Source organism: Rhodococcus sp. NPDC127593, assembly GCF_042671975.1.
Taxonomy (GTDB): Bacteria; Actinomycetota; Actinomycetes; order Mycobacteriales; family Mycobacteriaceae; genus Rhodococcus_F.
Window position 1 is genome coordinate 151,610 of the sequence record NZ_JBHXWI010000002.1, and the last position, 24,751, is coordinate 176,360.

General features: G+C 67.4%; 26 protein-coding genes. 11 read left to right on the forward strand and 15 right to left on the reverse strand.

The genetic code is table 11. From position 1 onward, the window contains the following. Positions 1–13: 13 nt before the first annotated feature. The 13 genes from ACFVJ3_RS02420 to ACFVJ3_RS02480 all read right to left on the reverse strand — a co-directional run bounded on the left by ACFVJ3_RS02420 (position 14) and on the right by ACFVJ3_RS02480 (position 13,579). The gene (locus tag ACFVJ3_RS02420; RefSeq protein ID WP_378450530.1) at positions 14–1,417 is read right to left on the reverse strand and encodes a wax ester/triacylglycerol synthase family O-acyltransferase; all 1,404 of its coding nucleotides are present in this window, start codon (positions 1,415–1,417) and stop codon (positions 14–16) included. 234 nt (positions 1,418–1,651) lie between these two features. Next, positions 1,652–3,127, reverse strand: coding sequence for an aldehyde dehydrogenase family protein (locus ACFVJ3_RS02425; RefSeq protein ID WP_378450531.1), 1,476 nt, complete (start codon positions 3,125–3,127; stop codon positions 1,652–1,654). Between the two features lie 31 nt (positions 3,128–3,158). Then, positions 3,159–3,932, reverse strand: a complete 774-nt coding sequence (locus ACFVJ3_RS02430; protein WP_378450532.1) for an SDR family oxidoreductase — start codon at positions 3,930–3,932, stop codon at positions 3,159–3,161. Then, a complete protein-coding gene (locus ACFVJ3_RS02435; RefSeq protein WP_378450533.1) occupies positions 3,932–4,846 on the reverse strand; it encodes a dihydrodipicolinate synthase family protein in 915 nt (304 codons plus the stop codon). Before ACFVJ3_RS02435 ends, ACFVJ3_RS02430 begins: the two co-directional genes overlap by 1 nt. 20 nt (positions 4,847–4,866) lie before the next feature. Beyond that, positions 4,867–5,661: an enoyl-CoA hydratase-related protein gene (locus ACFVJ3_RS02440; protein WP_378450534.1), complete on the reverse strand. Its 795-nt coding sequence runs from the start codon at positions 5,659–5,661 to the stop codon at positions 4,867–4,869. After that, on the reverse strand, positions 5,658–6,926 hold the full coding sequence (locus ACFVJ3_RS02445; protein WP_378450535.1) for a CaiB/BaiF CoA transferase family protein: 1,269 nt from the start codon (positions 6,924–6,926) through the stop codon (positions 5,658–5,660). Before ACFVJ3_RS02445 ends, ACFVJ3_RS02440 begins: the two co-directional genes overlap by 4 nt. Further along, the gene (locus ACFVJ3_RS02450) at positions 6,923–8,287 is read right to left on the reverse strand and encodes an FAD-dependent oxidoreductase (protein ID WP_378450536.1); all 1,365 of its coding nucleotides are present in this window, start codon (positions 8,285–8,287) and stop codon (positions 6,923–6,925) included. Before ACFVJ3_RS02450 ends, ACFVJ3_RS02445 begins: the two co-directional genes overlap by 4 nt. Positions 8,288–8,295: 8 nt before the next feature. Next, the gene (locus ACFVJ3_RS02455; protein ID WP_378450537.1) at positions 8,296–9,591 is read right to left on the reverse strand and encodes an MFS transporter; all 1,296 of its coding nucleotides are present in this window, start codon (positions 9,589–9,591) and stop codon (positions 8,296–8,298) included. Positions 9,592–9,865: 274 nt separating this feature from the next. Next, positions 9,866–10,507: a helix-turn-helix domain-containing protein gene (locus ACFVJ3_RS02460; protein ID WP_378450538.1), complete on the reverse strand. Its 642-nt coding sequence runs from the start codon at positions 10,505–10,507 to the stop codon at positions 9,866–9,868. A gap of 122 nt (positions 10,508–10,629) precedes the next feature. After that, complete coding sequence (locus ACFVJ3_RS02465) at positions 10,630–11,001, reverse strand: hypothetical protein (protein WP_378450539.1); 372 nt, start codon at positions 10,999–11,001, stop codon at positions 10,630–10,632. A 154-nt stretch (positions 11,002–11,155) separates the two neighbouring features. Continuing rightward, positions 11,156–12,361 carry a PrsW family intramembrane metalloprotease gene (locus tag ACFVJ3_RS02470; protein ID WP_378450540.1) on the reverse strand — a complete coding sequence of 402 codons (1,206 nt, stop codon included), beginning with the start codon at positions 12,359–12,361 and terminating at the stop codon, positions 11,156–11,158. Next, positions 12,358–13,032 carry a hypothetical protein gene (locus ACFVJ3_RS02475; RefSeq protein ID WP_378450541.1) on the reverse strand — a complete coding sequence of 225 codons (675 nt, stop codon included), beginning with the start codon at positions 13,030–13,032 and terminating at the stop codon, positions 12,358–12,360. The genes ACFVJ3_RS02470 and ACFVJ3_RS02475 overlap by 4 nt, the downstream gene beginning before the upstream one ends. 85 nt (positions 13,033–13,117) lie before the next feature. Then, positions 13,118–13,579 (reverse strand): hypothetical protein, encoded by a 462-nt coding sequence (locus ACFVJ3_RS02480; RefSeq protein ID WP_378450542.1) that lies wholly within the window; start codon positions 13,577–13,579, stop codon positions 13,118–13,120. A gap of 41 nt (positions 13,580–13,620) precedes the next feature. On the opposite strand from ACFVJ3_RS02480, the gene ACFVJ3_RS02485 reads away from it, so the two are divergent. Further along, positions 13,621–14,097 carry an SRPBCC family protein gene (locus tag ACFVJ3_RS02485; protein WP_378450543.1) on the forward strand — a complete coding sequence of 159 codons (477 nt, stop codon included), beginning with the start codon at positions 13,621–13,623 and terminating at the stop codon, positions 14,095–14,097. 21 nt (positions 14,098–14,118) lie between these two features. Here ACFVJ3_RS02485 and ACFVJ3_RS02490 read toward each other — a convergent pair whose 3' ends face one another. Further along, positions 14,119–14,661: a hypothetical protein gene (locus ACFVJ3_RS02490; protein WP_378450544.1), complete on the reverse strand. Its 543-nt coding sequence runs from the start codon at positions 14,659–14,661 to the stop codon at positions 14,119–14,121. 1,110 nt (positions 14,662–15,771) lie between these two features. On the opposite strand from ACFVJ3_RS02490, the gene ACFVJ3_RS02495 reads away from it, so the two are divergent. The 8 genes from ACFVJ3_RS02495 to ACFVJ3_RS02530 all read left to right on the forward strand — a co-directional run bounded on the left by ACFVJ3_RS02495 (position 15,772) and on the right by ACFVJ3_RS02530 (position 21,810). After that, positions 15,772–16,110 (forward strand): hypothetical protein, encoded by a 339-nt coding sequence (locus tag ACFVJ3_RS02495; RefSeq protein ID WP_378450545.1) that lies wholly within the window; start codon positions 15,772–15,774, stop codon positions 16,108–16,110. Positions 16,111–16,268: 158 nt separating this feature from the next. Beyond that, a complete protein-coding gene (locus ACFVJ3_RS02500; protein WP_378450546.1) occupies positions 16,269–16,889 on the forward strand; it encodes a hypothetical protein in 621 nt (206 codons plus the stop codon). A 127-nt stretch (positions 16,890–17,016) separates the two neighbouring features. Next, positions 17,017–17,394 carry a decarboxylase gene (locus ACFVJ3_RS02505; RefSeq protein WP_378450547.1) on the forward strand — a complete coding sequence of 126 codons (378 nt, stop codon included), beginning with the start codon at positions 17,017–17,019 and terminating at the stop codon, positions 17,392–17,394. 48 nt (positions 17,395–17,442) lie between these two features. Continuing rightward, positions 17,443–18,147 carry a TetR family transcriptional regulator gene (locus ACFVJ3_RS02510; protein ID WP_378450548.1) on the forward strand — a complete coding sequence of 235 codons (705 nt, stop codon included), beginning with the start codon at positions 17,443–17,445 and terminating at the stop codon, positions 18,145–18,147. An 8-nt stretch (positions 18,148–18,155) separates the two neighbouring features. Continuing rightward, positions 18,156–19,085, forward strand: coding sequence for an ATP-binding cassette domain-containing protein (locus ACFVJ3_RS02515; protein ID WP_378450549.1), 930 nt, complete (start codon positions 18,156–18,158; stop codon positions 19,083–19,085). Beyond that, positions 19,082–20,719: an ABC transporter permease gene (locus tag ACFVJ3_RS02520; protein WP_378450550.1), complete on the forward strand. Its 1,638-nt coding sequence runs from the start codon at positions 19,082–19,084 to the stop codon at positions 20,717–20,719. Before ACFVJ3_RS02515 ends, ACFVJ3_RS02520 begins: the two co-directional genes overlap by 4 nt. Positions 20,720–20,746: 27 nt before the next feature. Continuing rightward, positions 20,747–21,499 carry an IclR family transcriptional regulator gene (locus tag ACFVJ3_RS02525; protein ID WP_378450551.1) on the forward strand — a complete coding sequence of 251 codons (753 nt, stop codon included), beginning with the start codon at positions 20,747–20,749 and terminating at the stop codon, positions 21,497–21,499. Between the two features lie 155 nt (positions 21,500–21,654). Next, complete coding sequence (locus ACFVJ3_RS02530; RefSeq protein WP_378450552.1) at positions 21,655–21,810, forward strand: hypothetical protein; 156 nt, start codon at positions 21,655–21,657, stop codon at positions 21,808–21,810. Between the two features lies 1 nt (position 21,811). On the opposite strand, the gene ACFVJ3_RS02535 is transcribed toward ACFVJ3_RS02530, so the two are convergent. Beyond that, positions 21,812–22,852 carry an NAD(P)-dependent alcohol dehydrogenase gene (locus ACFVJ3_RS02535; protein ID WP_378450553.1) on the reverse strand — a complete coding sequence of 347 codons (1,041 nt, stop codon included), beginning with the start codon at positions 22,850–22,852 and terminating at the stop codon, positions 21,812–21,814. Between the two features lie 116 nt (positions 22,853–22,968). Between ACFVJ3_RS02535 and ACFVJ3_RS02540 the strand changes: the two genes are divergently transcribed. Beyond that, entirely contained in the window at positions 22,969–23,688 is a 720-nt protein-coding gene (locus tag ACFVJ3_RS02540; RefSeq protein WP_378450554.1) for a TetR/AcrR family transcriptional regulator, read from the forward strand. A 66-nt stretch (positions 23,689–23,754) separates the two neighbouring features. Beyond that, on the forward strand, positions 23,755–24,720 hold the full coding sequence (locus tag ACFVJ3_RS02545) for a PDR/VanB family oxidoreductase (RefSeq protein WP_378450555.1): 966 nt from the start codon (positions 23,755–23,757) through the stop codon (positions 24,718–24,720). Positions 24,721–24,751: the final 31 nt, after the last annotated feature.

Consider the following 24,751-nt stretch of genomic DNA (forward strand, 5'->3'; position numbering starts at 1 on the left):
TGTTCCGCCGAGGTCACAGTCCGACAGCGGTCTCCAGGAGATCGAGTTCGGCGTCGAGCTGATCGAGCATGGGGTGCAGATCCGGGACGGTGCGGCGGCAGCCGGTGAGGCCGAAGACGATCTGGTCGTCGCTGCTGGTGCACGTGATGTTGAGTGCCTGCCCGGTGGTGGGGATGGAGAGCGGGTAGAGGGATTCGAGTCGGGCCCCGTTCCAGTACAACGGGGTTCGGGGGCCGGCGACGTTGGAGATGACGACGTTGAACGGTGGCCGCAGCGGACCCCGGCGGCCGAGGAACATCTCGACTCCGAGCGGGGCGGCGCCGAGGGCGCTCATCGCGAGCACCTGGGCGGGACTCATCGACTGGAGGGCCGCCTTGCCCTCGTTCATGCAGTTGCGGACGGTCTCGAGGCGGTGCGCGGGGTCGGGGAGGTGGGTGGCCAGGTTGCACATGAGCACCCCCACCCGATTGCCTCCGGCCCCGGTAGTGGGCGCGCGGAGGGAGACGGGGACCATCGCGATCAGGGGATTGTCCGGCAACGCGTCGCGGGTGTGCAGGTAGGCCCGGAGGGTGCCCGCGCACATCGTCAGCACGATGTCGTTGATGGTGGCGTCGGCGTGCTTGGCCAGCAGGCGGATCCGTTCGAGAGGGAAGGACCGGGCGGCGACGTGCCGGGCTCCGCTGATCGGCACGTTGAACAGGGTGTGCGGTGCGGTCAGCGACACCGCGCCACCCCTGCCGTGCAGGGCACGATCCACGGTGCCGACCGCCGCGGGCAGGAGTCCTGCGACCTCGCCGACCGCGGCGCGGGCGGCGTCCCACGCCATCCCGGGCAGTGCGGAGCCGAGCCCTCCCGAAACCGCGACGCCCGCGTCCGGCACGGCCGCGAGCGTGTTGCGGGGTTGCCAGGGCGTGGGCATGTTCCGACGGTGGGGATCCTCGCTCATGCTGTCGCGGAGCAGCCTCATCGCGGACGCGCCGTCGGCGAGGGCGTGGTGGATCTTGGTGTAGATCGCGTAGCGGCCGTCTGTGAGTCCCTCGATCAGGTGCATCTCCCACAGGGGGCGGCTGCGGTCGAGCAGGGTGCCGTGCAGCCGCGAGACCAGGGTCATCAGTTCGGCCATTCCGCCCGGCTGGGGCAGGGCGTCGCGGCGCACGTGGTGTTCCAGATCGACCTCGTGGTGCGGGAGGGTGTCCCAGCCCCACTGACCGAGTGACGTCACCGAACGGCGGGCCCGCTTGCGGAAGGGCGCCGCCACCTGGTCACCGATCAGCGCGGCATCGAACATCGCGCGCACATCGGCCGCGGATGCCCCCTCGGGTGGCGTGAACACTGCCAGGCCGCCGACGTGCATCGGATGCTCGCGGGATTCGCCGAGCAGAAACAGTGAATCGGTCGGTGCCATCGGCAACAGCATGCGGTGTCCTTACCGTTCCCGAAACCGGATCCACCTGCGCGGATCCGTTCCCCCCGGAACTGTTGTTCATCTCTGTGTAGTCGTATATCAACGTAACGGTTAGATGTGGTTCATGTCACAAACTGGTCTCGCTGTTTATGTTGTACAGCACAACCACGCTTTCCGCCACATGCACGAACGTCCAACAGGTCGATCGCCGGCAGCCCTCCCGCAATGCTCACGAATGCTCTCGGATCAGACGCCCGTGTACACGGTCTTCCCCCAGGTGTAGAAGTCCACCGCGCTGCGGCCTTGCTCCCGGAACGTGTTCGTGGACGAGTCCTTCACTCCGCCGAACGGCACATTCAGGTCGAGCCCGGCGGTCGGGCGGTTGATCTTGACGACGCCGGCCTGTGCCCGGGCCGCGAAGTCCGTCGAGCGGGCGAGGCTGTCGGTGCAGATACCCGCGGTGAGTCCGTAGCGGGAGTCGTTGATGGCGGCGAGCCCGGCCTCGTAGTCGGCGACCTCCAGGACGGCGACGACCGGGCCGAAGATCTCGTCCGTGACCGCCGGATCGTCGAGCGGCAGATCGGTGAGCACGGTGGCCGGGAAGAAGAACCCGGCGGACGGGTCGCCGGCGTAGTCTCCGTGCCGCACTGTTGCGCCCCGCTCGACTGCGGAGCGCACCGCGGCCTGGTCCTGCTCGAACTGCGCGCTGCTCACCACCGCGCCCATGCGGGTCATGTCCGCCGAACCGTCACCCGGAACGTAGCGCGCGGCTTCCTCGACCAGCGCGTCGAGGAACGCGTCGCGGATGCCGGGTGTGACGTACACGCGGGACGTCGCCGTGCAGGCCTGCCCGGTCAGACCGAACGCCCCGGCCGCCACGACCTGCGCGGCATTCCGGGCGTCGTCGAGCACCAGCACACCGTTCTTTCCGCCCATCTCCAGCTGTACCCGGGCTCGGCGGGCGTTCAGGATGTCCTGCAGTCCCAGCCCGACGGTGGTCGAGCCGGTGAAGGACAGCCCCGCGACGCGGGGATCGCGGGCCAGGGCATCACCCACCACCCGACCTTTGCCGTGGACCACGTTGAAGACGCCGGCGGGGAGACCGGCGTCGTGGAGGGCGCGGGCGAGGTGGGTGGCGGACAGGGGTGTGAGTTCGGCGGGCTTGAGCACCACCGTGTTGCCCGAGACGAGTGCGGGGGCGGTCTTCCACGCGGGGATGGCGATGGGAAAGTTCCACGGCGTGATGAGGGCGAAGACGCCGAGGGGTTCGCGGCGGGTGGTGATGCTGGTTCCGGGCAGCCCGCTGGGAAGCACCTCGCCGGTGGCCGCCCAGCCGAGGGAACCGAAGAACCGCAGCACGTCCACGGCGCGCGTGACTTCGCCGCGGGCCTCGGCGAGGGTTTTGCCTTCTTCCCGGACGAGGTCCGCGGCCACCGCGGAACCACGTTCCTGCAGCAGGTTTGCCGCCGTCATGAGGATGGCGCCCCGGGCCGGTGCGGGGAGCGCGGCCCAGGCCGGCTGGGCTGCGGCGGCGGCCGTGACGGCGGCGTCCACCTCGGCGGTGCCGCCGCTCGGTGAGTAGGCGGCGAGTTCGTGCGGGCGGGCCGGGTTCCAGCGCGGGGTGTCCGCGCCGCCCAGCCATTCGCCGTTGAGGAGGTGCTGCGCGGTCGGGACGTCGTTCCGGAAGTGTGAGCCGGCGGGCTCGGTGACGGTCGTGGTCATCGTGTCTCCTCGAGATGTGGAGGGCGGGGGTCTAGAGGCTGCGGATCAGGCCGCCGTCGCAGCGGAGTGCGACGCCGGTGATGTACGACGCCGGGGCGCTGCACAGGAACGCGGCGGCGGCGCCGAATTCGTCGGGGTCGCCGTAGCGACGGGCCGGGATCGTCTTGCGGGATTCGAGTTCGATGTCGGTGACGGTGACACCGCGGCGCTTCGCGGCGGCCGCGTCCAGTTCGGCTACCCGGTCGGTGGCGATCCGTCCCGGCAGCAGCAGGTTGACGGTGACGCAGTCGAGCGCGACCTCGGCGGCGAGGGTCTTGAGGTATCCCGCGAGGGCAGCGCGTCCCGTGTTGGACATCGCCAGATTGGGCAGGGGCGCAGCAACTCCGGACGAGCCGATGGCGAGAACCCGGCCCCAGCGGCGCTCGCGCATGCCGGGTAGCACCGTCGACACGAGCGCGTGGTGCGGGCGGAGCAGGATGTCGAATGCTGCTGCGAGATCATCGGCGCCCAGGGTCGCCGCCGCGCCGGGTCGGGGTCCGGGGCCGTTGAGGACCACGATGTCGACCGGTCCCAGCTCCGCTTCGGTGCGCCCGACGGCGGTCGCGGTGCCGTCGGGGGTGCTCAGGTCGGCCTCGACCGCGACGGCACCGTCGAGTGACGACGCGATCTCCTGGGCGCGCTCGCGCCGCCGTCCGGTAATCGCGACGCGTGCCCCTTCGGCCGCGAGGGCACGGGCGACCGCGAGGCCGAGACCACCCGTGGACGCGGCGACGAGAGCCGTCTTGCCTCGGATTCCGAGATCCATCAGATCCTCCCTGCGGTGAGCGTCTCGACGGCCCGCGAAGCCTCCGCCAGATGCGTTGTCAGACTGTCGCGGAGCACCTCCGGGAACTTGGCGGCCGGGGCCCGCACAGCCGAGTCGCGGATCAGTCCGCGCTGCAGCAACAGCTCCTTGCGAACGGCCAGAGCGATCCTCGCCTGCTGCTCGAAGTTGACGAGGGGCAGGAACGGCTGCAGGACCTCGCGGGCGGCCTCGTAACCACCCGTCTGCCAGGCCCGGACACAGGCCACCAGCGCTTCGGGACAGGAGAATCCGGTCATGGCACCGGCGGCGCCGGAGTTCAGTTCGTCCAGGAGGCCCTGGCCACCGAGCCCGCCGAAGACCGAAACATCGACGGCAGCAGTGAGTTCGGCGATGGCCACGGACGTCGGTGGTGCCTCGGCCTTGACGGCCACCACGAACTCGCAACGCCGCACGACGGCGGCCAACGAGGCAGTGCCGATGGCCACGCCGCTCGCCGCGGGATAGTCCTGCAGCACGACGTCGGCGCCGGTAACGCGGTGGACGGCCTGCAGGTGGTCGGTGACGACGTCGGGGTCGGCCGAGTTGGCCTGCACCATGAACGCTCGGATCCGGTCGCCGGCCACGGATCGGGCGGCACGGATCTCGTCGATGACCGGACGGGTGGTGAGCGCGGTGACGCCCACCACGAGCGGGAGATCGGAAGCCTCGGTGACGGTTTCGAGGACGAGGGCACGTTCGTCCGTCGACAGCGCCGCGGCTTCACCGAACACTCCGAGCACCGTCAACCCGACGGCGCCGACCCTCTCGTAGTGCTCCACCAGATTTGCGAGGCTGTCGGTGTCGACATCCTGGGTGCTGCCGATGAACGGTGTGGCGACGACGCCCCACACCCCGTGTTCCAGTGATTCGCGCATGGTTCTTCCTCTCCGTTGAGCTACTCGCCGGACCACACCGGCGCGCGCTTTTCCTGGAACGCCAGCACGCCCTCGGCGGAGTCCTTGCTGTCCAAGGCGTCCATGAGTGCCGGAAGTCGCAGCCCCCGAGCTTCGGCGGCGGTGAGATGGGCTGTGCGCGTGACCATCTGCTTGACCGCACGCAGCGAGGTGGGCGCACACGCCCGGATCTGGTCGAGCCAACGATCCACGGCGGCGTCCAGCTCCTCCGCCGGGACCACCTCGTTGACGAGTCCCATGGCCTCCATTTCGGCTGCATCGGCCTTGCGTCCGGTCAGGAGCATGCCCATGGCCTGGGTATGGGGAACCCGGCGCACCAGCTGATGGATGCCGCCGTCGAGCGCCAGTCGCCCGACCCGCGGCTCCGTCAGACCGAACCGGGCGCGGTCGGACGCCACCACGATGTCCGCGCCCAGAACGATTTCCATGCCACCGCCCAGCGCGTAGCCGTTCACCTTGGCGATCACCGGAACGTCCAGGGTGGTGCGCAGACTCAGTCCGCCGAAGCCGTTGGCGTCCAGCTCGGCCCAGTACTCGAGGCCGGTCTTGTCCACCGCGGCGGAGCTCATGTCCGCTCCCGTGCAGAAGGCCTTCGGCCCGGCGCCGGTGACGACCACCGCGCGGATGCTGCGGTCCTGCTCCAGCTGCTCCCAGATGCCGTTCAAGCGTGCGGCGGTGGGACCGTCGACGGCATTGAGCACGTGCGGGCGATTGATCGTCACCGTCGCCACACCGTCGTCGATTGCCAGGATGACGTCGTCGGCGTTCTCGGTCATGCGAGGACCCCCAGCGCCACCAGACGCGCGATCGCGTCGTCGTCGAAGCCGTGTTCCCTCAACACCTCGGCGTTGTGTTCGCCGAGACGGGGTGCGCTGTGTCGGATGGAGGGTGGGGTGGCGGAGAGCCGGATGGGTGCGTTGAGCATCTTCACCGTGCCGACGCTGGGATGGTCGGCTTCCACGATCATGCCGTTGACCCGGGTCTGCTCGTCGGCCAACGTCTGCTCGAGGGTATTCACCGGCGCGTTCAGCAGGCCCTCCTCCTCGAGCTTCTGCGTCCAGTACTCCGTGGTGTTCGTCGCGAAGCGTTCCCGGAAGATCGCCTGCAGCGCGGGCTTGTTGTCGAACTGAAGTTCCTTCGTGGAGAACTCCGGCCGGAGCGTGAGGTCCTCGTCCAAGCCGAGGGCGCGGGAGATGTGCAGGAGCGGGTCGGCCGTGAATCCGCCGACCATGCAGACGGCTCCGTCCGTGGTGGGGAAGACTCCGGTGAAGGGCATTGCGCCCCAATTGACTTCGTAACCGCGATTGAGCTGCATGCACGCTTCCTGCATCTGCATGTGCAGCATGGAGTCGTACATGGTCACCTCCACCTTCTGTCCCGTGCCGTACTGCTCGCGGGCACGGAGCGCCAGCAGGATTCCCTGCATCAGGTGCATGCCGGTGGTGTAGTCGCACAGCGTGGTCGGGTAGACGACGGGTGGCGCATCGTCCGACTCGCGACGCCACATGACGCCGGAATACGCCTGCGCGATCGCGTCCTGGCCCCCCTTGTGCGATAAGGGACCTTCCGTTCCGAAACCGGTGCCGGACGCCCAGATGATCCCGGGGTTGTCCTTCCTCAGCTCGTCGTACCCGAAACCCATGCGTTCCATCACGCCGGCCCGGAAGTTGCTGACCACCACGTCCGCGTCGCTCATGAGCGTGCGCAGCACGGCCCGGCCGTCCTCGGTGCGCGTGTCCACGCTGATGCTGCGCTTGTTGCGGTTGATGGCCAGGAAGATCGGGTTGTCCTGCCCGTCCGGGTCGGGGAACGAGTTCCGGGCGATGTCACCGGCACCGGGTCGCTCGACCTTGATGATGTCTGCGCCGTAGTCGCCCAGCATCTGCGTCGCGCTGGGACCCATGTAGACCTGGGTGAAGTCCACGATCTTGATGCCGGTCAGCGGAAGCTTCGGGCCGGCCGGAACCGAGACAGCAGCGGGGGCGGTTCTCGCCGGGTGGTCTGTCGTCGTGAAAGTCAGCTCTTCGGTGGTGGTGCTCATGCCGAGACCGTCGCTTCCTGGTCGATGGTGGCGTTGGCGGAGGGGATGTCGCCGGGGTCTGCGCCGTGGCTGCGCATGCCCGCCTGGATGTCCAGGGCGGACACGCTGCGGACGGTCACGTCGTCCCGGACGGCGATGGCCGCCGCGACGCCGACCGCCTGACCCATGGCCATGCACGGCGGGATCTCGCGGGACATCTTCTGGGCGTCGGGGGTCGCCGAGTAGTGCCGGCCCGCAACGAGTAGCTGCTCGACTTCCTTCGGGAGGAGTGAGCGGTACGGGTAGTAGTAGTCGCGCCCGCGGGCGACGGAGTCGGCGAAGTGCCGTCGCGTGGTCACGTCTTCCTTGGTCATGACGTACTCGCCTTCGAGGAGGCGGGTCTGCCGGACGCCCAGCTGGGATGCGACGTCCACGATGTAGCAGTTGCCGAATCCGGGGAGGTGCTCCTTGACGTACTCCACCGCCTCGGTGATGCGGTCGCGGGCCGCGAACTCGGCGGCCGTGAGGTCGCCCGGGTCGGTGCCGTCGAAACCGCTCATGTGCGGGGCGTTGCACCAGACGACGCCGTCGAGCGGTGTCTTGAGCCACCACAGCTCCCAGGCGCCGCCGAGCAGTCGCTTGATCTTGCGGTTGAGGGCTCGCGCTTCCTTGGGATTCCCCTGTTCGAAGCGTTCGGCAGCTGCCGTGTCCACGCCGCCCAGCCGGAACACGAGCGTGGTGATGTAGCTGTCCTTGATGTGGGCGGCACCGGCACGGGATGCGACGTCGATGTCGCCCGTCGTGTCGATGACCACGTCCGCCAGGAACGCCTGGGGACCGGACTTGGTTTCGCACACCACGCCTTTGACGACGCCGTCGTCGACGATGGGACGCGAGAACCAGGTGTGCAGTCGGAGGTTGACGCCGGCTTCGCGGACGAGGTCGTTGGAGACGCGCTTCCAGCCGTCGGGATCGAATGCGGCGGCGTAGCAGATGGGTTTGGGGTTGGTGTGGGAGTGGAAGTCGAAGGTTCCGTAGCGGCCCCATTTGTTCCACAGTTCGGTGGAGGCCGTGCGGTCTTCTCTGGGCGGGACGACCGCGAGGTCCAGTGCCTGGAGCCGCTCCACGTACTCGGAGACGATTCCGGTGACCGTGATGTCCTGGCCGTTGATCATGTCGTCGAGGACCAGCACCATGCCGCCGGACGCCAGGCCCCCGAGCGACGAGTAGCGCTCCAGCAGAGTGACACTGGCACCGGAGCGGGCGGCCGTGACCGCGGCGGATACCCCGGCGGGGCCACCGCCCACCACGAGCACCTGGGAGCGGTTGACGACGGGCGCCGTGAGGTCGTGGCTGGCGACGCGCAGATCGAGGTTGGTCATGGGAGTCCTTACTTTCCGACGAAGATTCCGTTGGCACGGCGAGCAAGCAGGTAGAAGACGATGCTGAGGATGGAGAGAACGGCCACGTAGACCGGAAATATCCAGTTGGCGTTCACGGATTGGAACCACACGAGCAGGTAGGAAGCAGTGCCGCCGAACAGCGCGACGCCGACCCCGTACCCCAGCGACACACCGGCGCCACGGCAGTTCTTGGGCATCAGCGACGTGCTGACCACGTTGTAGAGGGTCATGTTCAGCACCAGGACCACCGAGCCGCCCAGAAGCACGACCGCGAAGCCGCCGATCCCGGGTTGCACGTACATCAGCATCAGGAAGACGGCCGGGACGGCCAGCGCGCGGGTCCAGAGGAACCAGCGTGACATGGATTTGCCGTCCGTCAGCTTGCCGACCACCCAGCTGCCGGCGACCAGAACGACGCCGAGCGCCGTCGTGAGGGCGAATACCGCGGTGGGATCTTCCTTGAAGTTGCTGCGTGCGGCCGCCGGCAGTCCGACGTTCCACGCGTAGTTGTAGGCCTGGGCGGCACCCACCACGAAGATGATGGCGACGACGCTGAGCCAGTGTTTGCGGACGCCCGTCCAGACGGCGCCGGTGGTGTTGTCCGACAGTTCTTCCGGGCGCATGGTTTCGGGCAGAGCGCGGCGCAGGTATACGACGACGACGCCGAACACGGCACCGATGACGAAGGGGATCCGCCAGCCCCATTCACCCATGGCGGCCCCGCCGATGATCAGACTGCACAGGAAGCTGACCAGGGACGCCAGGAGCACGCCGAGGTTGACATAGAACGACATGACGCCCGCAACCAGGCCTTCTCGTCCGACGGGGACGAGTTCGACGGCATGGGCCGTGGAGAGCGGCGCCTCGATGCCGGTGGAGACGCCCTGCACGACGCGGCAGGCGACGAGGATGGCCCCGGCCCACGCCCCGATCTGTGCGTAGCCGGGGGTGATCGCGATGATCAGGGTGGTCACGGCCATCGTGCTGATGGAGATCAACATGACTCGGCGTCGGCCGATCCGGTCCGCGAGGGTTCCGAGCATGACGCCGCCCAGCGGCCGGAACGCGAAGCCGACCGCGAAGACGGCCAGGGTGTTCAGGGTGGCGCTGAGGGGGTCGGTGGAGGGGAAGAAGTTCGGTCCGATGAAAGCCGACAGGAGTCCGAAGACCATCCAGTCGTACCATTCGAGGGCATTGCCGAGGCCGAGGCCGAGGAGGCCTTTACGGACCTCGGGGGTGAGTTGTTGCTGCCTGCTCGATGCTGTCACAGTGGTGTCAAGCAATGGTCTTGTCCTTACGCTGGCACCGCGAGGGTGCAAGAGGGTATGACGCATCACGGCGACGGGATGCGTTGTGTCGGGCCGTTCAGGCGGCCGGACAGTAAGGAGGGTTGGGTTGACGGCCGGCGGTGGACGCCGGGCTCACCACGGTGTGGTGCCTCGACCCAATTCGCTACGCATACCTCTTCGTAGCTGTTCTCGTACCGATGCGGGATGTCCGGGGAGATGATGTCCCGTTCCGGTGCGTGTCGCTAACGGCCGGCGTTGGACGCCGGACTCACCACGCGTGTGGTGCGTTGACCCAGATCGCTACGCATACCTCTTCGTAGCTGTTCTTGTACCAGTGCGGGATGTCCGAGGAGAAGGTGATCGAGTCGCCCGCCTCCAGAGAATGGCATTCCCCGTCCAGATAGATGTCCTTGCGGCCGGCAAGAATGATGCCGAATTCTTCGCCGCTGTGACGGAACGGGGTTGCGCTGGTGTCGTGCCCGGGCGGCGTTTCGATCCATTGCGCCTCCAGGGCACCGCCGTTGAGCTCGGGGGTGAGCAGTTCGTAGACGGCTTCCCCCATCGACTTCTTGGTGACGCCGACGAGGTTGCGCCGCTCGTGTTTTCGCACGACGGGTGATTTGGTGTCCGGTTGGCCGATGAAAAATTTGCCGACCGGGATGTCCAGCCCGTGGGCCAGCTGAGCCAGGGTGGTGAAGGACGGGTTGGCCAGACCGCGCTCGATCTGGCTGACGATCGCCGGGCTGAGTCCCGTGATTTCCGAGAGCTGCGCAAGGGTCATGCCCTTCTCCTTGCGCATGGTGCGAATCTTGTTGCCGACGGTCGTCAGCAGGGCACTCGTTGCGGGCGGAGCGTGCGTGGTCCTCTCGGCCGTCATTGGCGTTTCCTCCCGCTGGGTGGCCTGACTCACAGAACTATAGTGAAGATCTTCAGCGAGTCAATGACTCTTCTTAAATATTCTAAAAAAATTCATTGGATCCGTGGTAGCCGGAGCTGACCAGGTCCGAGTCGGCGCTCCCGGCGACCCCGCGCTCAGAGTTCGAGGTACAGGAAGTTGTCGGCCCAGTTCGTCTCGCCGCTCGTCGTAGCGAAGTAGAAGATGCGCTCCGAGAATCCGCAATCGAAGTACTCGGCGACCTTCGATTCGCCGGGGGCGAGAGTGCCGAGGTTGATGCTCGGATAGATGAGCGGCGTGTGGACCGTGACTCCGGTGGCGGTTCCGTCACCCCCGTTCGTGACACGCACGGTGCACGCGTTGACACCCTCGGCGTTCGCTTGCGTGATAACCAGGTCGGGTCCGTCGCCGAGGGAGCCGAACGGAGCGGCGGACGCCGTTGCCGCCCCCGCAGTCACCAGTCCCGCGACCATGGCCCCCGCGACTGCCGTACGTCCAAAATTGCGCATGGTTGTGCCCTTTCCTCGGTTGTCCGGATTGTCCCGATCCGTACGCTACTGTCGCCCACCCGCACGAGGCGTGCAGTCGAACGTAACTGCACGGTCGTGTAGTGACTCCGAGGTCGCCTCGATGGCAATACCGCGTCCCGAGTGCCGGGTGCGTTCACATCGTCGGGGTGGCGTCCCTCGAAGGTGGCGGGGCGCCGTCACGGATGCGGGCGAGTTCGGACCGGGCAAACGCGACACGGCCGGTGTCCGCGCCGCGGGCGGCGGCAAGTTCGTCGGCGAGCTCGTCGGCGGCGTCGAGGACATGTACGGCGCGGGTCCGCTCCATTCGTCCGACTTCGGCCTTGCGGAACGCCTTTCGCGCTCTGCGGTCGCCGCACATCGCCTCGAGTTCCGCGGCGGTCAGCACGCCCCGGGCGACCTCGGGCGCCATGATCGCGCGTAAGAACTGTCGTTCTGTCGGGACCGTCATCGCGAATACTTTGATGGCGACTACCAGGGCGATGACGATGACCGCGAACATCAGCACGAAGAGCAGCGCCGCGTGGCCCCGCACGAGAGCAGCCATGGAGTCCCACACCCCGTGCAACAGCATCGCGGTCGCCATCAATGCGAGTCCCCGCCCGACCTTGCGAGGTTCAGCCGGCCGACCGACGAGATAGACGAGCCCGGCACAGAAGACGGCGCTGTAGAGAATGTGTGCGCTGACTCCGGTGGCCATCCGCATCCACACCGTCGACATCGCCGACTCGACCTGGTTGGCACCGAACTGCGAGCCCGCGGATCCCAGCGCGTACGCGACGTCTTCGACGATTTGGAATCCCAGGCCGATGAACGCGCCCAGGATGAACCCGTCGAAGGCGGTACGGACCAGGCGAGGAGCCAACGAGATCAGCAAAAGCAGCCCGACGCCTTTGGCGATCTCCTCGTCGAACGGCGCCGCCAGTCCCGCGCCCCAGTCCAGCGCCCAGGCCTGGCCGAATGCCTTGGCGTACAGAGCGCGCACCGCATCGTTGGCGTGCGCTGCCATGGTCCAGGTGGCGGCGAGGCCACCCCACAGGAACGCCACGACGACCAGCGCGGCGGGCTGACGGGCGTAGCGGTCGATGTGGTGGGTGAACCACCAGAAGATCGCACCGTAGACGGCGAACAGTACCAACGCCACCACGATCGCCTGCCGGTACGCGGCGTACTGACCGGCCAGCATCGAGGCGAAGGAGAACAGGCCCGTGACGACGAGCATCAGATACACCCAGAAAGCGAGGTTGCGGGGCTGGAAGAAGGTGAACGACCTTCCCCACCCGGAGTTGTCGATCGCTGCGACGCGGTCGGCGTCGAGATCGTCGAGTTGCGGTGTGGTCACGAGCCCTCCCCGGTGCGGTGGCCGATGCTGGTGATCATGCGGGCAATGGTGACGGTGGTGTCGCCGGAGACCTCGGCGGGGCCGGTGGCCACCACTTCGACACCACGGCCGTCGAGGACGAACGCCGCAATCACGCCGTCGGAGTGGGTGCCGGAGTACCCGGCGATTACCCCCCGGTCACCGGTGTCGGTGACAATCGTTTCGGGGCTGCCGGTGACGTGCAATCCCTGCGCGCCGTGCAGGGCGTCGGTGGTGTCGGCGATCTGGGCGAGCAGGGCTTCGGCGTCGCCGCTGAACTCGCCGGTGTGGACGGTGAACGCCACGTCGCCGTCGACGACGGTGGCGGTGTCGGGGTATTCGCCCGAGACCGGTCTGTCGCCGACCCGCACGCCCGACGTGATGCCCCACCCGGTGGCCGGGGTGAAGGTGACATCGCCCTTCACCTCGAGCACGTCGCCGGCGGCGACCGCGTCGGCGTAGGGCACCGCGCGATCGATTGCCGGCAGAATCAGTGCCATCACCGACGCGACGGCGATGACGATCAGCGCTGGGGCGATCGTGGCGCGGTCCAGGCCGAACCACCTCCGATCGACCGGAACCCAACGGTCGTCGGGTTCGGACGGGCGTGCGGGAGCATCGCGTGCGTCGTCGATCCTTGTTCCAGTTGTCACGGTCACCATCCCTCGATGGACATTTGTTCAGAACATACGGGCTCGATTCCGGATCCGCGATCCAGACATCGGCCGGTTCGCGAACTCAATACACGTCGATCTCCGTGTCGCTGGGGATGTGCGGGCGGTCGGTTGTGAGCGTGACCTCGACGCGGCCGGATCCCGTCTCGAGGTGCGTCCACGGCTCCGCCGGGAAGTCGATCACCCCTCCACTGACGTCGGCGGACCACGATCCCGCAGCGCCGGTATCCAGGTTGCGCCAGTGCAGCGTCGCAGATACCGAGCACAGCACTCCAGGCGTCGCCGAGATCCCGACGAACGTCGCGTTCAGTCGAACGTAGACCAGCCCGGGCAGACCGTCCGTGGCAACGGTGACTCCTCCGATGCGGCCGCCGCAGGCAATTCCGTGAGCGACAGTCGCGGTGTCGGGGATGTTCACCCACCTGTCTCGAGTCTGATCCGCCGCGGCTGGGGCGGCGGCGCCGAACAGCCCGGCGAGCACCAGTCCGCTGATCGTGATCGACTTGCCAAGCGTAAGAAGGGGCATAGTGCTCCGGATCTGCCGACTCGTCGTGGTTTGATCGAGTTATGACTGAGGAGAACGGGATTCCCACCGTCGTGACCGCCAGCCGCATTATCGCAGCCCCGGCGCGGACGGTCTTCGAATTGATTGCCGACCCGGCGCAACAGCCGCGTTGGGATGGCAACGACAACCTGGCCGAGGCCGCCGCCGGGCAGCGGGTACGCGCCGTCGGTGACGTGTTCACCATGACGCTCACCAACGGCGGCATCCGCGACAACCACGTGGTCGAGTTCGAGGAGGGGCGCCTGATTGCATGGCGGCCCTCGCTGCAAGGCAACCAGCCGCCGGGTCATCTGTGGCGCTGGGAAGTCGACCGGGTCGACGACGCGCACGTCCGCGTCACGCATACCTACGATTGGTCGCGATTGACCGACGAGAAGCGCCTCCAGCGCGCCCGGGCCACCACGTCGGACATGCTTCTGGCCTCTGCCGACAGGCTCGCCGAACTCGCCGAGTCAAACGACCAACCGCCTCCAACCTGACCTGTCGCGGACGGTCCCGCGTCACCGACCGGGCACGACCGAAATCGTTCCCTGGCAGACGGCGTTCTGCGAATTGACGAACCACCATCCCGCGCCGGTCTGGACGGTCACGGTGAACGACACCGCGCCGGTTCCTGTCCAGGTCCGGTTGATCGGAATTCCGGGCTTCTGCTGCCAGGCCGCCTCATCGCTGACGCTGTGCCCGGTCGCGCCGGTGGTCGCGTTGTGCCAGTCGACCGACACCCGCGTGCCGTACCAGTTGATCCCGATGCTCGGGATGAGACCACCGGGCGGCGTCGGCAGTTCGTTGCCGCCGCTCAGCAGAATTGCCGGCTCCAGTGCAGACCCACCCGGTCGCAGCGACTCCCCGGACGCGGCGTTGATGGTCCACGTGAACGGCGGTGCCCAGACGAGGGGATTCGCGCTCGAGCACGTCATTGTCGTCGACGTCGGTGGCGCGGGCTGAGCATTCGCGACAGCGCCTCCTCCGGCCGCCACTGCGGTTCCCAGTCCGACAGTTGTGAGTGCCGCGGCACATACCCGTCGTCCCAGCTGTTTGCTCATGAGCGCTCCATTTCTTCGTCACCGCGAGAATTGAGACGTCCGTCGCCCCCCATTCCATTTCGGAGGCGGGACAGGATCTGTTACAGACCGTGCGAACTGGACCGCCACTCACGCAGCTGTATTCGGCGACCAACGCTGCCCTGGACGAACCTCGGATGGCGGGCCCGTAGTTGCCCGTTGCTGGCTACGCTGGGTGTATGGAGCACTACGTCCGCAAGGAACCAATCCCGTACGAGTCCGCGACAGCACCGGTCCGTTCGGGGAGCTGGTTCCGGCGGGCACTCCGACGGCTGGAAGTCACGCTCCGTGGGCTCATACATGATCGGAAACCGAGTCCGTACTCGTCAATTTCACCGCGGCGCATGGACGGCTCCCACACCGATATCTTTCCTTTCAACAGCAGTGACGGAGGAGTAGGCGGCGGGCTGTGAACCGTTGATGCCCGCCAACCCGCCAGCAGTAACGACCTACGAAGGCTCTCGATGTATAAGGCAGTTGCTCAATGCAGAGCGCGGGGCGTCAGGAGGTCGGCAGTGGAGATCTGGTCTCGAAGACCGCGTGCACCTCTCGCAAGGGCGATCGCTCTCATGGTATTGATGTTCGGGTTTCTTGGGGTTACCGCTTCGGCAGCGACTGCGGCACCGACCGACACGAAACCGGGCGAGACCACCGTGCCGTTCCAGGTGTCGTCGCCGTATCTGTCTCGATGTGGGGGGCTCGCCACGTGCATGCTCCCCTGGGTGGTCGCGATGACACCCACTGCGACCTCGGGCGGCGAACCAGAAGTGGTCGTGTTCGAAGCGCGAGAACCACTTCCCACCGGCGCCTACTGCGAGAGCGCGTGGGTTCATTGGCTCAACCTCGAAACCGGCGCTCGCGGGTCCGTCCTGCTGGAACCGGTCTCGCTCTATACGTGCGAACGTCGATCGGCCGGGGTACGCACGGGAGCCGGCCAGGTTGTAGCGGTGGCAACGCTGAACTCTCCATGGCCCGTTCTCCATCCAGCCGGTGGGACGTTCGTCGTTCCGTAGCGCGCGAGTTGGCAATCGAGCTGACAGCGATGATTCAGCCAAATGGCAGCGGTCGGTCCCTCACTGGAATGGAGTGCAAGTGAAAAGGGTTATCGCAGTAGCCATCCTGTCCTTGATCCCGCTGAGTATCTGTGTGCCGGCGGCATCCGCCGATCCCGACCCGTTCGGGTACAAGGACCGGACCTCCACCTTCGTCACGCCCGTGGACCCCGGCGCGTTCGGCGTGAACGCCGGCAGATCGATCATCCTGAGTCCGTACGGCACGGGCCGAACGATCGAGTGTGCGTCCTTCCACGGGCAGAGTTGGTGTCGCCAGTTCGATCACCTCGGGAATGAGCACGATCTGCAGCAGGTGAAGATTCCGACCGGGTCGACTGAGTGGGATTACCGCGGGGTCTGGATCTACAACCCGTTCTGACATCGACCCCGGTGAGCCAGCGGAACGGCCGAACGCAGCGAAGTGATTGTCCACGGTAGCCGGATCGGCGAGAATTGGTGCCGTGCGAGTTCTGGTCGGCTAGCTCATGAGCCGGCCGCACAAGGAGGCATTGTCCCGAGCGGCAGGGGGTATCACGCATGGTGCAACCAACGGAGCTATACCGCGTGCGAAGGATCGGCAGGAACGCCCCTCTCGCGATTTTCTCGATCATCCTGGCCGGAGTCCTGTTCGCGGGTGGGTGTGGGCAGCAGGACACACAGGCCGATGCCGAATCGCAGCAGGATGCGACGACATCCGGGACGAATCTGTTGCCGCCGGAGGTTCTGGTGGGGCTGGACGTCGTACAGAACTACTTCCCGGAGATAGGCCAACAGGCGGCGACGAGTGAGAACTCCACTGCGTCCGGTGCCCCCGACGCGACGAGAATGGTGATCTACGAAGGGGGCGACGGCAGAAGGGTAACCGTCTCTGTCGATCGATATCCCAGCGCCGACGCAGCCTCGACCGCGTTCGAGCAGGCGATCGACAAAAGTGAAGTCGTCCAGGGGTTCGTCGCGCTACCGGCGCCGGCCGATGTCGGCGACAAGGCATTCGCGGGTTCCGTAACTCAGGGAGCGGACACGCACATCGGGTACGGCGCGCTTGCCGGCGAGTACGTCATCGGGGTGACGTCGGCCGGCTATCCGGCGACCACCGAGAATGTCGAAAAGCTGACCGGTCTCACGCGCGACGCGGTCGAGAAGGCCACAACAGGCTAGGGAAACGCAGGACCCCGTGCCAACACCGCGTCAGGATTGCGGCCACCGGAGTCATATTGCCGTCAAGAACGGCCGCGACCTCGCGTGGCGGGGGTAGATCTGGAACTGAATCCCCGAGGAGGTTCCGATGACGCTTCATCTTCCCCACCGGTTCGTGCACGAGCAGCCACGGCAGAACACGGTGCTCGACCTCTCGGTGCTCGGCACGGACGGCCCGGGCATCGAGGAGGCATTGCGCGCGGTGATGGAGCAGCCACAACTGCGGCTGGTCGGTTTCCGCTGCGCTGCGGATTTCGTAGCGATCGACGGGGCGATCGGGCTGATGGAACAGGTCCGACGCGAGTACGGCGCGATCCTGACGGAACTCGTCGTGCAGGACGAGGATCGGGCCGACGTACAGGGGACCGTCGACGAGGCCTTGGACGAGGCCTGCGCCCGCAACCGGTATCCCCGTCCGAGCGTCGCGTTCACGAACGCCCGAATTTCCACCTTGACGAAATCTTGACGCCGTCACCCCTTGCGCCCGGTTAAACACGCGTTTAGCGTACTAAACATGCGTTCAACCAATGCCGGTTCCGAGGTCCCGCACCCCGATATGACCACCCGCGCGCGAGTGCGCGACGCGGCCATCACGGTGTTCGGCAATCACGGCTTCAGTACCGGAGTGCGGGCGATCGCCACCGCCGCCGGAGTGTCACCTGGCCTGGTGATCCACCATTTCGGGTCGAAGGACGGCCTGCGCGCCGAATGCGACGAGCACGTCCTGCGGATCATCCGGGAGCAGAAGGCAGAGGCGATATCCACGCCCGGGCCGGCGGGCACCATGCAAGCTCTCGCCGACATCGAGCAGTACGCCCCGCTCGTCGCGTACATCGTGCGGAGTTTTCAGGCGGGCGGCGGCCTCGGCGAATCCCTCTTCGAGCACATGGTGGAAGACACCGAGCAGTATCTCGCGCTGGGAGTGGCGGCCGGAAGCGTCCGGCCCAGCCGCAACCCGAAGGCGCGGGCGCGATACCTCACCCTCTACAACGTCGGCGCCATGCTGCTCTACCTGCAGATGCGCGCCGACAAGGAAGCTCCGCTCGATTACGCCACGGCCATCCGCGACCTCGCCACCGACGTCACACTGCCCGCCCTCGAGATGTACACCGAGGGCCTGCTGCCGGATTCGTCGACGCTCGAGGCATATCTGGCCACCGCAGACGGCGCCGCGCAGGCGGGCGCGGCTCCCGCAGAACATACCGACTCCCCGAACTAGGAGCAGCTATGAGTGCGATCATCGAAGTGCGCAACCTGGTGAAGACGTTCGGGCGAACCCGGGCGTTGGACGGACTCGACCTCGAGGTCGGCGAAGGGGAGGTGCACGGGTTCCTCGGGCCGAACGGCGCCGGCAAATCCACCACCATCCGCGTCCTCCTCGGCAGCCTGCACTCCGACAGCGGCGAGGCCACCGTGTTCGGCCGCGATCCCTGGCGCGACGCCGTCGCCCTGCACCTCGACATGGCGTACGTCCCCGGCGACGTGACACTGTGGCCGTCGTTGTCCGGCGGCGAGACCATCGACCTCCTTGCGCGGATGCGCGGCGGACTGGACGAGACCCGCAAGCAGGATCTGATCGAGCGCTTCGACCTCGACCCGCGAAAGAAGGGGCGGGCGTATTCGAAGGGCAATCGTCAGAAGGTGGCATTGGTATCGGCGTTCTCGTCCGACGCTCGCCTGCTGCTGCTCGACGAACCGACGTCGGGCCTGGATCCGTTGATGGAACAGGTTTTCCGTGAGTGTGTCGCCGAGGCCCGCGACCGCGGTGTGACGGTGTTGCTGTCCAGTCACATCCTGTCCGAGGTGGAGGCGCTGTGCGAGCGGGTCACCATCATCCGGTCGGGGCGGACGGTCGAATCCGGGACACTTGCGTCGATGCGGCATCTCAGCCGTACGTCGATCACCGCCGAACTTCTCGGCGATCCCGGCGATCTGAGTCGCATCGACGGCGTGGCGGACATCCAGTTCGACGGGTCGACGCTGCACTGCCAGGTCGACAGCGAACATCTCGGCGAGCTCATCCGGGTACTCGGCGACACCGGGGTTCGCAGCCTCGTCAGTCAGCCGCCGACCCTCGAAGAACTCTTCCTGCGGCACTACGAGATCGACGACGGCACGACGGCGTCGTCCGACACTGTGGAGAAGGTGCGGGCATGAGTACCGCAACGGTGTCCCGGTACCGGCCCGTCGAGCCGGCGCCGGTGACTTCCTCGGATTTCAAGGGGACGCTGCACTTTCTGCGGTTGTTCCTGCGCCGGGATCGGATCGCGCTGCCGCTGTGGATTCTGATCTTCGCGTTCGCGCCCGCGCTGTACGTGGCGAGCATCGCCGACATCTACACCTCCGACGCCCAACTGGCGGAGTTCGCGGCCACCACGGCGGCCAGCCCCGCGCAGATCGCCATGTACGGGCCGATCTTCAACTCCAGTCTCGGCTCGGTGGGCGTCTGGAAGGCCGGCATCTACTACACGCTGATCGGGCTGGTGGTGATCCTGACGGTCATCCGGCACACCCGCGCCGAGGAGGAGACCGGCCGTGCGGAGCTTCTGGACTCCACCTCCGTCGGACGGTACTCGGGCCTGACAGCGGCGCTGCTCCTCGCCGGGGGCGCGTCCGTCGTCACCGGGATCCTCTGTGCAGCAGCGTTGCTCGCCCGAGACCTTCCGGTGGGCGGTTCGGTCGCCTTCGGGACGTCGCTGGCCTGCTCCGGTCTGGTGTTCACGGCGGTCGCAGCCGTTGCGGCGCAGGTGAGTACCGGCGCCCGCGTCGCGCGCGGCGTCGCGTTGACGGTGCTCGGGGTCGCGTTCGCGCTGCGCGCGGTCGGTGATGCCGGGTCCGGCACCCTGTCGTGGGTCTCACCGCTCGGCTGGGACCTGCAGATCCGTCCGTATGCCGACGAACGCTGGTGGGTAGTCATTCCCAGCCTCGTCACGGCAGTCGTACTCACCTGGGCGGCATACGCTCTCCTGCGCCGACGCGATGTGGGCGCCGGTCTGATCGCCGAGCGTCCCGGCCCCACGGACGCGTCGCCGGCGCTCGCCGGAACTCTGGGACTGGCGTGGCGGATGCACCGCGGAACGCTCGCGGCCTGGACCGCCGGGCTCGGACTGTACGGCCTGCTCATCGGCAGCGCCGCCAAGGGGGTCGGCGGTCAGATCGGCGACAGTCAGACGATCCGGGACATCATCACGCGGATGGGCGGCTCGCAGTCGTTGGAGAAGTCGTTCATCGGCTACGCGTTCACCATGCTCGCGATCGCCGCCGCGGCCTATGCGATCTCCGCGTCGTTGCGGCTGTACTCCGAGGAGAACGCGCAGCGCCTCGAACCCGTGACGGCCGGGTCCGTCGGCCGCGTCCGGTGGGCGTCGAGCCACATCCTGTTCGCGTTGCTCGGACCCGCGGTCGCGATGATCGTGGCCGGAGTTGCCGCCGGGCTCACGTACGGAGCATCCATCGACGACGTGGGGGGAGCCCTGCCCGACGTGATCGGGGCGGCGCTTGTGCAGCTTCCCGCGATCTGGATGCTCGCCGGAGTGACGGTCCTCCTGTTCGGTGTGGTCCCGCGGTTCACGCCGGTGGCGTGGGGAGTGCTGGTCGCGTTCCTCCTGATCTTCATGGTCGGGTCGATCGCGCAGTTCCCGCAGGCGGTGCTGAATCTGGAGCCGTTCAGCCACGCCCCGAAGCTGCCGGGTGGGCAATTCGAGGCGACGCCGATCGTGTGGCTGCTGCTGATCACGGTGGTGCTGGTCGTGGTGGGTGTGGCGGCGTTCCGGCGGCGCGACCTGCGCTGAGCGCCGGCCGGTGTGCACACTGAAGGCATGGCGCGTGTGCACACCGGCGAGTCCGTCCTGGCCCGGGCGGTGCGGATAGTCGAATCGTTCCGTTCGGACGATTCGCTGCTCACGGTGTCCGAGATCGCCCGACGGTCGGGTCTCCACATCTCCACGACGTCGCGGTTGATCGACGAACTGGTGGGGTGCGGCTGGCTCGAGCGTGAGGACCGGAAGGTGCGGATCGGGGTCCGCCTGTGGGAGGTCGCGTCGCGGGCGTCCCCGACCCTCGGGCTCAGGGAAGCGGCGATGCCGTTCATGGAGGACCTGCACGCCGTCGTCGGGCAGCACACTCAGCTCGGTGTCCTCGAAGGTGACGAGGTGTTGTTCATCGAGCGACTCACGGCACCGGGTTCCGTCGTCAACTACACGCGCATCGCGGGCCGGATGCCGCTCCACGTGTCCTCGTCCGGGCTGGTCCTGCTCGCGCACGGACCGTCGGAGCTGCAGGAGCGCATCCTGAGCGAGCCGTTGAAGGTGTACACCGACAACACGATTCGCACAGCACGACAGCTGAGGGGAGTCCTGGCCGACGTGCGCCGGCACGGCTACATCCTCTGCGCCGGCCACCTCTACCCGGACACCACGGGCGTCGCAGTCCCGGTGCGGGACGGCGGCGGCAAGGTCGTCGCCGCGCTGTCGGTCATCGTGCCGAACGACGAGAAGGCGTACGCGCAGATCCCCGCGCTCCAGGCGGCCGCGAAGGGCATCACCCGCGTGATGGCGGCGGCGCCGACATAGGGCAAGGCCAGGTGACAGAGCCCCACGGATTTGCCGGAATCCGACGCAATTGCGCGGGCGGCTGACCAATGTCTGTGACGCTGCGCGCGGTGGACTATCCGCCCCGCCCGTGCCACGGTGGAATCGGAACCACTTCTCCCAGAAAGCGCAGCATCATGGAAAGCACCTCGCAACCCAGCCCCCGGGAATGCCCGGACTGCCACGCGCTCACCGCGGACCTCGAGGCCCACAAACTCTGGCACTCCCGGCTCGTCCACGACCTCGCCACCGCGGTCGACAAAGACATCAGCCGAAGGGCGCACACCGCGTAACTCAGCCGGCGGACACCTCGACCACGAGCTTTCCGCGAACCTGACCGTCGACGAGGCGCCGGAGTGCCGTGGCGGCCTCGCTCAACGAGTACGTCCGGTCGATGGCGGGTGTGACGGCGCCGGACTCGACGAGGTCGCGGAGCACGAGCAGGTCTTTACCGTCCTCCTTCGAGACGAACACGCACAGTGTCTGACTCACGAAGGGGGACAGCGCGAGTGCGCGCAGCTGGCGATCGGTGCCCCCGAGCCACCGTCCGTCGGTTTCGCCGCCGACGATGACGAGTCTGCCGCGCGGTGTGAGGACCCGGCGCAGGCGGGAGAGGGACGAGTTGCCGCCGATGTCGAGGACGACGTCGTAGCGCCGCCCGAGGCGAACGAAGTCTTCGCGGGTGTAGTCGACGACGTGGTCGGCGCCGATCGACCGGACCAGGTCGACCTTCGCGGTGCTGCATACGCCCGTGACCTCCGCCCCGTACGCCTTGGCCACCTGCACGGCGAACGTGCCGACTCCGCCGGACGCGCCGATGATCAGTACCGCCTGCCCCGGCGTGACCCTGCCGTGGTCGCGCACGCCCTGCAGCGCCGTGAGCCCGGAGATCGCGATCGCCGCGGCCTGCACGAACGGCAGACCGGCGGGCTTGAGCGCGAGTTTGGCCGCTGGTGCGCATGCGTACTCCGCGAACGTCCCGGTGCCGATGCCGAACACGTCGTCGCCGGGACGGAATCCCGTGACGCCACGACCGACCGCTTCGACGCGCCCGGCCAGATCCATCCCGGGAACGGCGGACTTGGGCCGGCGGATGCCGTAGCCCGCGAAGCGCAACGGATACGGGAGCCCGGTGACGAGGTGCGCGACGCCGCGATCGACACCCGCCGCGTGCACTCGGACCAGGACCTCGTCGTCGGCGGGAACGGGTATCTCGACGTCCCGCAGTTCGAGGACCTCGGGCGGGCCGTAGTGGTCCTGGGCGACGGCCTTCATCGTGGCTCGTGCGCCCGTGAACGCAGAAGTGTGGCTGTCGGGTTCGGTCGGTGGCTCCATGGTCGGACTCCGTTCGGATAGCGGATCGGCGGGTTCCGGTGTACGTCTGCTTACATCGTACGCTTACAACGTAAGCCTCTGCTTACAACGTAAACTATGCCGGTGGAGAATGTGCGATGACGGCCGAGACCGACCCGACGGTAGAACCCCGCGTTCCCCTGAGCAGGGAACGCGTCCTGCGCGCCGCCGTCACCCTCGCCGACGGCAGCGGCGTCGAGGCACTCACGATGCGCGGGATCGCGCAGACGCTCGGGGTTGAGGCGATGTCGCTGTACCGGCACGTGAAGAACAAGGACGACCTCCTCGACGGCATGGTGGACGTCGTCTTCGGCGAGATCGACCTGCCGCCGAACGGTCGCGACTGGAAGTCCGCGATGCGCCGGCGGGCGATCTCCATACGCAACGTGCTCGCACGGCACCGTTGGGCAACCGTCCTGATGGAATCGCGGGCAACCCCCGGCCCCGCGACGCTGCGCCACCACGACGCGGTGCTGGGGATTCTGCGAGCAGCGGGATTCTCCATCGAGCTTGCCGCGCACGCCTTCTCGGCCCTGGACAGCTACATCTACGGGTTTGCGATGCAGGAGACGAGCCTGCCGTTCGGCTCCTCCGACGAGCTCGCCGACGTGGCGGAATCGATCCTCGGCAGTGTCCCGGCCGACGAGTACCCCCACCTCGCCGAGTTCGTGACGCAGCACGCCATGGCACCCGGATACGACTTCGGTGACGAGTACGAATACGGGCTCGACCTGATTCTCGACGGACTCGAGCGGGCGGGCGGACCGCCCCTGCCCCAGTTGAGTGACCCCGGTTACATCTCGACTTTCAACTATTGAAAATGATCTGGCGGCTCACCCCCGGCTCGGAAGATCCTCGAACAAACGCGAGATCGAGGAGTCGAGATGCCACAGAACCCGGTTTCTTCCGGTGCACCAGCGGACGCGGCGCTACACGTTGTCGCCAAAGAGCTTGTCGCGAAAGGTGTTGTCGCACTGACCCTGCGTCACCCCGACGGGCGGCGCCTACCGGACTGGGCACCGGGAGCCCACATCGACCTGCTGCTCCCGAACGGGCTGACGCGGCAGTACTCACTGTGCGGCGACCGGTGGGATGCGTACAGCTACCGGGTCGGAGTGCTGCGGGAACCGGCGGGCCGGGGCGGGTCGGCGTACGTCCACGACGTACTCGCGGAGGGTGATCTCGTCGGGGTCGGCGGTCCGCGCAACAACTTCCCGCTCGTCCCCGCACCGAGGTACCTGTTCATCGCCGGCGGTATCGGGATCACCCCGCTACTGCCCATGGTCCGGCAGGCGGAACTGATGGGAATCGACTGGCAGCTTCTGTACGGCGGCCGCACCCGCACGTCCATGGCGTTCCAGGACGAACTCGCCGCCTACGGCGACCGGGTGTCCGTCGTGCCTCGGGACGAGCAGGGCCACCTCGACCTGCCGGCGTCCCTCGCCGCCGACGACGCGAAGGTCTACGTCTGCGGGCCCGGACAATTGCTCGCCGCCGTCGAAAACTGTTGCGCGGACTGGCCCGTCGGCATGCTGCGGACCGAACGCTTCGTGCCGAAGGCTCGCGGCGCGCCGCTGCGCGACGAACCGTTCGAGGTCGAACTCGCGCGCTCCGGCCTCGCGGTGACGGTGTCACCCGGCGCCAGCGTCCTCGACGCCGTGCAGGCGGCCGGGGTCAACGTCCTGTCCTCGTGCCGCGAGGGCACGTGCGGGACCTGCGAGACCACCGTCCTCGCCGGCGCCCCCGACCACCGCGATTCCGTCCTCGACGACGAGGAGCGGTCCGCCGGCGACTGCATGCTCATCTGTGTCTCCCGGTCCTGCTCCGACCGCCTCGTACTCGACCTCTGACACCCCCACCCCGAAGGGACTCACCGTGACG